The organism is Streptomyces sp. NPDC048523, assembly GCF_043199815.1.
Classification (GTDB): Bacteria; Actinomycetota; Actinomycetes; order Streptomycetales; family Streptomycetaceae; genus Streptomyces.
Map to the genome: position 1 here is coordinate 48,543 of NZ_JBICWQ010000019.1, position 6,997 is coordinate 55,539.

5 protein-coding genes and 1 pseudogene are annotated in these 6,997 nt (G+C 69.3%); 4 read left to right on the forward strand and 2 right to left on the reverse strand.

Annotated elements, in window-relative coordinates; genetic code table 11:
* The first annotated feature begins 372 nt into the window (after positions 1-372).
* The 4 genes from ACGFWE_RS42895 to ACGFWE_RS42910 all read left to right on the forward strand — a co-directional run bounded on the left by ACGFWE_RS42895 (position 373) and on the right by ACGFWE_RS42910 (position 5,735).
* Positions 373-1,533, forward strand: coding sequence for a hypothetical protein (locus ACGFWE_RS42895; protein ID WP_393606055.1), 1,161 nt, complete (start codon positions 373-375; stop codon positions 1,531-1,533).
* 226 nt (positions 1,534-1,759) lie between these two features.
* On the forward strand, positions 1,760-4,324 hold the full coding sequence (locus ACGFWE_RS42900; RefSeq protein ID WP_393606057.1) for a type II toxin-antitoxin system prevent-host-death family antitoxin: 2,565 nt from the start codon (positions 1,760-1,762) through the stop codon (positions 4,322-4,324).
* Positions 4,324-4,896: a hypothetical protein gene (locus tag ACGFWE_RS42905; RefSeq protein ID WP_393606059.1), complete on the forward strand. Its 573-nt coding sequence runs from the start codon at positions 4,324-4,326 to the stop codon at positions 4,894-4,896. The genes ACGFWE_RS42900 and ACGFWE_RS42905 overlap by 1 nt, the downstream gene beginning before the upstream one ends.
* 50 nt (positions 4,897-4,946) lie before the next feature.
* Positions 4,947-5,735: a hypothetical protein gene (locus ACGFWE_RS42910; RefSeq protein WP_393606061.1), complete on the forward strand. Its 789-nt coding sequence runs from the start codon at positions 4,947-4,949 to the stop codon at positions 5,733-5,735.
* Between the two features lie 77 nt (positions 5,736-5,812).
* On the opposite strand, the pseudogene ACGFWE_RS42915 reads toward ACGFWE_RS42910, so the two are convergent.
* Both ACGFWE_RS42915 and ACGFWE_RS42920 read right to left on the reverse strand, forming a co-directional pair.
* Positions 5,813-6,157 (reverse strand): annotated as a pseudogene (locus ACGFWE_RS42915) (transposase); the annotation flags it as partial.
* 252 nt (positions 6,158-6,409) lie between these two features.
* Positions 6,410-6,997 (reverse strand): WD40 repeat domain-containing protein (locus ACGFWE_RS42920; RefSeq protein WP_393606063.1); only part of this gene is annotated, 588 nt, incomplete at its 5' end.

Consider the following 6,997-nt stretch of genomic DNA (forward strand, 5'->3'; position numbering starts at 1 on the left):
CTCATCTACAGAGGCGTCAGCCCTGTGCGCGCCGAGAATCTCGTCCGTGCAGATGACCACTCGTGCTCCTGCGTCTCGCCTGATCTGGACAACGGAGTTCTTGGCGACTTCGGTCATCGGTTCCCGCGTCCGAGCGTAGGGCGGTAAGGTGCGGGCAGTGGCCGTCGCATCGGCCCAAGCCAGCGGCCTGGCCCATGACCGGGATGCATGACGGCAGAGGTGCCCGCGGGCCCCGTGCAACGGGACCGGACTGTGCGCATCAGTGCGATGGTGAACATCAACTCTTAACGGCTTTCCAGCTGTTGAAGCCTTCCGCATGCTGCTCTTCGACGCGCGCATCGGATCATGGGGCCGGGCGCGGGAAGATGAGACATGACCAAGGGCCACGGCCGTAAGAGCCGGGCGCGGAAAACAAGCCGGAGTCGAGGGGCCGCGTACACCGCCGCCCAAGCCGGCACTCTCCACCAGCACACCAGCGGCCCGACCGACAAGGACCTCCAGCCGGACGAGCCCGGCCGATGGGGAATCGACGCGGCCCCGGACCTGCGGACCGCGTCCGCGCTGATCAGCGCGCGCATCGAGCAGTGCGCACCGTGCCAGACCTCCCTGGCCGCGAAACTCCTCGACGAAGACCCGATCGTGCTCGCGGTGACGGCCGGGACCGTCTACCGCCTGCATGAGGCCCACGAGCCGGACGGAGGAGGCCTCACTTCCGACGTCTCCCAGTTCTTCCTCATGGTCGTCCGGGCGTCGGCGCCGGGCAAAGAACACATCATGCTCCGCTGCGTCGAGCTGCTGCTCCCGGAAGACCGGGCGGCGCTCCTGGAGGAGTCGCTGGGCTTGTGGACGTTCTACGGCACCGAGCCCACCGGGCTTCTGCAGGGCAATAACAGCGGCACGACGGACGCGTCGCGGGCCGCCATCGCGGTCACGGGCGGGAATCCCGAATCAGGCGGTAGCCCCGAGCCATCCGGCCTCGGCACGGTGGCCGACCCTTCCGGCCTCGCTGTTGAAGACCGGTCAGGCGGGCAGCGTCCGGCCCGGCATCGTCCGGTTCCTGGACGCCACCTTCCTGCCCGACCAGCCGCACTGGGAATGGCGCCCGCATCCCCACCACGTGACCAGCACTCTCCGAGGAGAACCGGATCAATGACCGAATCCATCGAACAGCATGCGGAAGGCGCGGCGCGCTCCCTCGTCGAACTCGTCCGCACCCTTCAGTACCGCGGTATCGAGTACCCGGGGGAGGCGCACCGCGTCCACAGCTATCTCACCCGATGCGCCGGCGAGTTGCGGACCGCCATCGAGCTGATCGAGGCCTCCGTGCAGCAACTGCAGGACAAGGAGCAGCTGATGAGCGACTACCGGGGCGAACCGCTCGACGATGTCCTGCAGCGCTTCACGGAGTCCTCCGACGCGGCGAAGGACCTCGCGGGTGCGCTCCACGGCAGGCTGAGCACGGCCTACTCCGCCATCGGCCGCGTCGCGTACAAGGACGGCCCCGGAGAGCAGGAGTCGGCCACGGGGAGCTGAGTCCGCCGGTTCGGCGGATGTGATCGTCTGCGGACGGTGCGGAGCGAAGGCCGGGGCCGGTGGTCCCGGCCTTCCCGCTGGGCGGCTGGGGCACCCCGACCCGTCAACACAGAAACCGCAGGGTCACCAATAGTGAGTGATATTCACAAATAAAGTAGTGACTTTACAACGTTAACTAAGTGAATACTGCTATGATGATGGGCAGTTGAGATTCCAGGGAGGGTGAGTGAGCCAGTCGCCACAGGAAGAGGGCGCGATCAACGCGACCACAGCGCGGAACAGCCTGTACTCGCTGGTGAAGCTCGCCGAAGAAGAGGGGCGCACCACGGTGATCACCAAGCACAAGGTGCGCGCTCTGCTGGCGCCGCTGGACCGGTTCCCGGCAGCCCGGAAGACCGATGCCTTCCCGGCTCACGTGCTGAGTACGGCGCAGAGGGACTTCGGTGACCTCGTCGCGCTGGCGGCGAAGGGCCAACCGCAGGTGCTCCTGCGCAACACCACCCCGGTCGCGGTGCTGCTCCCCGCCGACTCCTCTCCTGACGCCCTCTCGTCCGACATGGCCGCGCACCCCGGCGCGGCGACCGCAGGAGGTGCGGTGAACCGTCAAGGCAACCAGGACCGCGGCAGCACGCCCCGCAGGCTCGCCACGCTGGGCGATGCCATCGGTTCCGTCCTCACCGATGGCCCGGTTGGCGGCCCCACTTTCGGGCTGCCGGGCCTGGATGCCGCCACGGGCGGTCTGCAGCGGGGCAAGCTGACGCTCGTGGCGGCGCGTCCGAGTGTCGGCGGGAGCCTGCTGGGGCTGGCCGCCGCGCGCACGACCGCGCTCGTCGACCAGGTCATGGTCCTGTACGCGGCCTCGGGGCCCAACCGGGACGACATCTTCCGCCGGATCATCGCCGCCGAGGCCGGTGGCGAGTACGCGCGTCTGAAGCAGGGCCGCCTGACCGAGCATGAACAGCAGGTCGCTCACCGGCTGGTCCAGGCCGGTGACCTCCTGATGATCGATGACGGCAGTGACCTGAGGGCCGAGGACATCGCGGAGACCGCCCCGCACATGCAGGGCCTGGCCCTCGTGGTCGTGGACCGGCTGCAGGCCGCCCACAGCGCCCGCCTGCCGCTGTCCGGGGACCGTCTCCCGGCCGCCTCCCAGGTCCTGGCCACTCTCGCGCGCACCCTGCACGTACCGGTCCTTGCGATCGTGGACAGCGACGATCCCGCACTCCTGGGCCTCCTGGACGCCGACATCACGCTGACGCTCACGCCGACCGAGGACCCTGCCAAAGTCCAGGTGACGGTCGCGGAACGCGACTTCGGCACGATCGGCTCCGCCTACCTGAAGCCCGACCTGATCCACGCCCGCTTCCTCGACGCCAGCACCGCGCCCCTCGAGCGCGCCGACAGTCCGGCGGGCCCGGGGCCCGCGGCCGCGGGCGGGACGACGGCGCTGGAACTGGCCGAAGCCGCCCTTCCCTACACGTCCGGCGGGCACCAGGGGATCCCCGCCGCCCTCACCCACGAGCTCGCCGCGTGGCGGACCGCCGTCGCGGGCGGCGACCACGAGGCCCTGAAGGAGATCCTGCCGTCGCTGCTCCAGGCCGCCGCCACGGTCTCGCAGTGGCCGGACACCCATGAGGGACACCTCCTCGCCGCAGCCCTGCGCCCCTACGGCACGCCCGACTCCGCCGGCACCACCGAAGCCGCCGGGCAGTCGGATGCTGCCGGTGCCGCTGTCCCGGCTGCGGCGGACAACGGGCAGGCACCGGCCGAGGTGGCGGAGGACGAGGAAGACGACGAGGAGGATGGTCTGGCGCCGGGAGACGAGGAGGACGAGCCCGAGAACCACGTCTTCCCTGCCCTGAAGATCCTCAAGGACTCGGTCGGCCGCTCGAAGATGCACCCGATCCGCGTCATCCGCAAAGAGGAGCGCGACAGCGGCCCGTGGCCGCTGATCAGCGAGCACATGGACGGCGAGCCCCGCTGGGTCCACCCCGACGTCACCGCCACCCGCGTGCCCCACATCCGGGCGAACGGCAGGCGCGTGCGCCGCGACCAGCTCGACGTGCCCGACTCGTTCGGCGAAGGCGTGCTGTGCCTGATCGACCGCAACGGCAGCTTCCCCTCCGCCTGTTCGGCCGTGCCGCTCGCCCCGAACAAGCTCCTGCACACCGGCCCGCTCGACGCGTACGACAAGGCCGGGGCCGGCATCTACCTCATCGACATCCCCGCCTGGACCCGCACCGACATGCCGCATCCCCTGGGGCGGATCGCCGACCGTCCCGACGAGGACGGCCGGGCGTGGGTCACCACCCCCCACATCAAGCAGCTGATGAAGCTCGTCCGGGACCACCACCTCGACGCGATGCCGACCATCTACGACTCCTGGACCGGCAAGGCCAACGAGTCGCTGTTCAAGCCGTTCTACGAGGCCACCCGCAAGGCCCGCACCGAACTCGTCCAGGTCGGCGGCGACCCCTACAAGGCCTACAAGACGCGCCTGTCGATCGCGCTGCGCCTGCTGTGGCCCAAGCGCCCCTCCCAGCGCTCACCGTTCTGGCGGCCGGACTGGCGCATGAGCATGGTCGCCGAGGCCTCGGTCCGGCACTGGACCGTCGCGTTCAAGGCCGTCCAGGAAGGCCACACCCTCGTCGCGCTGCGCAACGTCGACCAGGCCATCTTCTGGACCCCACCCGGCACGCCGCCGTCCACGTACCGGATCGGGACCGGCTTCGGCGAAGTCAAGAGCAAGTTCGTGAAGGCCGGAGAGACCATCCTCGAAGGTGACGACTGATGGCCGGACCCACCGGACGCGGCACCTCCCTGGGCGCCGCCCTGAACGACCTGCTGCGCTCCCAGGTCACCGCACGCCACCGGCTGTCGTCCTACAGCGCCAAGCACTGGCACGCCCAGCTCTCCCAGTTGACCGCGACACACCGCGGACAGCAGGCCCTCGCGGACGCCGGTCTGAACGTGACGACCAAGACCCTCATCAACTGGCTGTCCGACTCCGAGTACAACATCCGCCGCAACTACCGCGACCTCATCCACACCGCGTACGAGAACGTCGCCCTCGTCCCCGCCGACCCCATCCCCCGCCACATCAAGCGCGGCCAGTACGAGATCAGCGGCGTCGTCACGACCGGCGACGACGAACGCGAACGCGGCACCGCAGACGCCGCGCCCCTGCGCATCGACGGCACCCGCGGCCACTGGGACGCGATCGAGGAACTCTGGCTCGCCGGTGAACTCACCGACGACGAGTTCGAGGACCACTTCATCGACGACGTCATCGTCGAGGACATCGGCGAAGGCACCGACGGCTGGCAGTTCACCGGCGGCTCCTACTCCGTCGAACTCCGGTAACAGCCCGCACCAGCGGCCGAACTACACGTTGCAGCAGGGGGAGCCACCTCATGAGCCACCATCCACCACGGCGGCCATTACCGCTGATCGCCGTACACGCAGAGACGGCCGCGAACGCCGAGCAGCGGGTGATCGAGCTGCTCGGCGTCGCGGGCGCAAGCCCTGGTGAGGTACACACCCTCATCGCGGCCATCCGCGCCGGCGCCGTGGAAGGCGCTCAGGGCGAAGTCATCGCGCTGGACACGCAGGCCCCCGCCGACACCAGCGACCAGGTCCAGGAGGGCTGGCTTCGTGCCGTCGAGACGATCTCCGAGCGACTCGCCCACATCGCCGACCGCACCATCCAGCAGGCACGAACGGCGGCCGCCGCCATGGAGACACGGCCGGTCACATCTGAGTCGGAACCGACCTCCCTGCCCACCCCGGTCGACCAGGTGGGGGAGGAGCAGGTGCAGCAAGTCCTCGAGGCAGCCGAGCGGATCTTCGTGTCCCTGACCGGCTACACGGGCATCGACCGCGACCTGTCCCAGGAGATCCTCGCAGTCGTCCTCAAGTCCGTCAGCGCCGAGCAGCAGCAGGACTACGTACGACAGTTGGAGGCCTTCGCCGAAGCCAGCCGGGACCGCCTCGTGCAGCTGTATAGGAAGTACGGGCCGGGCGGAAAGTTCGCGGACGAGAGCCACTGCTACCTCACCCACCAGCCCGAAGGCGTCGTGGTCTGCGAGCGCCTGGACAGCGTCCCGATGTGGCTCAACGCGGTGTGGAACGACGAAATCGACGCAGAGCTGACGCTGGACCGCTTCACCAAGTACTGGCGTTTCGGCCTGGGCCCCTCATGAGCGGAACCGGCGACCGATCTGCTGACTACCTTCGGTACGACGGCACGTGACGGAGGCCGACGGCTGCGGTTCGTAGAAGTTCCGTCGCGGAACATGGCGAACAGGACGTCGGCCCGGCGCCGGGCGAGGGAGAGCAGGGCTTGGGTGTTGTGCTTGCCCTGGGCGATCTTCTTGTCGCAGTAGGCCCGGGAGGCCGGGTCGCCGAGGGCGGCGAACGCGGATGGGAAGAGAGCTTGATTGAGCTGCTTGTTTCCTCGTGAGGGCTGTTCACGGCGGATCGGTGAGCCCGGCCTCCGGGTCGCCGGGGCGAGGCCCGCGTAGGCGGCGAGGTGGCCGGCGGTCGGGAAGGTGCTGCCGTCACCGACCTCGATCAGGATGCGGGCCCCGGTCCTGACGCCGACTCCCGGCATCGACGTCAGGAGGGTAGGCCGCCATCAGTTCCTCGATCCGTCCAGCCCGGCTGCCCCTGGCAAGGTGAGAAGGACACCGATTAGCGAAACCAGCCGAAGCCAGCCACCGCGCCCCCGGCGCCCTGCGGGCAGCCCCGGCGGACACAGCACCACGCCGCGCATCACTGTGCGGTCGCCATGCACCCGAGAGGACGCTCGCATTGCGGTGAATGTCCATCACCGAGAGCCGTCCGTCGTCTACTGCGTCTTCGTCTCCGTGGACGCTCATGCCATGCGAAGTACGAAGTGGCCTGCGGCGCTGCCTACGACGAGCAGGCCGTGGACTGCGACCAGCCCCGATGCGGCAGTATCGAAAGGCAGCGTTTGTGACGTTCTTGCTCCCAGGTTCCAGATGTGCACCCTCTGTTCCTCGCCGATGGTGGCCAGGCGAGGGGTGCCGTCGGCCGCAGTGAACCCCACCAGCGCCCGCACCCGGTGGAAGCGGTCGATGTGGAGGGAGCGATCCTCTCGTCCGGTGGCCGGGTCCCAGATGTGCACCCTCTGGTCCTCTGTGGTGGTGGCCAGGCGGGGGGTGCCGTCGGCCGCGGTGAACCCCACCAGCGCCCGCACCCTGTGGACGCGGTCGATGTGGAGGGAGCGATCCTCTCGTCCGGTGGCCGGGTCCCAGATGTGCACCCTCCGGTCGTCGGTGGTGGCCAGGCGGGGGGTGCCGTCAGCCGCGTCGAACCCCACCAGCGCCCGCACACCGCCGGGGTGGTCGATGTGGATGTCGCTGTCCTGTGGTCCGGTGGCCGGGTCCCAGATGCGCACCCTCTGGTCGTCGGCGCCTGCGGTGGCGAGGCGGGGGGTGCC